General features: G+C 68.3%; 1 pseudogene. It reads right to left on the bottom strand.

Going from position 1 to position 543, the window contains the following annotated elements:
- Window positions 1-543: pseudogene (locus CKO23_RS25195) on the bottom strand (ABC transporter substrate-binding protein); the annotation flags it as partial.

Raw genomic sequence — 543 nt, 5'->3', positions numbered from 1 at the left:
TCTTGATCATCGGCTTGAGGATCTGCTCGTCGGCCTGGTACCAGTCGGAACTGAAGCCCCACTTGGCGCCGTCCCAGGTCTGCACACGCGCCCAGGTCGAGCCCTGGTGGTCCATGCACGAGGTGCTGATCGGGCGGATCACGCCGGTCAGGCCGAGCTGCGCGAGCTTCTTGTCGTCCAGCGCCAGGTTCTCCAGGCCCCAGCGCACCTGCTCGCCGGTCATCACCTTGCCCTTGCCGAAACGCTCCTGCGCGCGGCGCACGGCCTCCACGCCCAGCGCCTGGATGATCACGCCGCGCGTGTACAGCACCGAGCCCACCTCGTCCTTCGGCCCGGTGCCCTGGCCCTTGTCGTGCACGTGCTTGAGGATGTCCTGGATGACCTGCGGCGTCGTGCCCGAGGTGTTCAGCGCCAGCGCGTTGTAGCCCTTGGCGCCCATGCCGACGTCCTTGACGTCGGGTTCGGCGCCGGCCCACCAGACGCCGTACATCTTCTCGCGCGGGAAGCCGGTGGCCTGGGCCTCCTTCAGCGCGGTGGAGTTCA

It is taken from the genome of Thiocystis violacea (genome assembly GCF_016583565.1).
Classification (GTDB): Bacteria; Pseudomonadota; Gammaproteobacteria; order Chromatiales; family Chromatiaceae; genus Thiorhodococcus; species Thiorhodococcus violaceus_A.
This window is presented reverse-complemented; position numbering and strand designations above follow the sequence as displayed.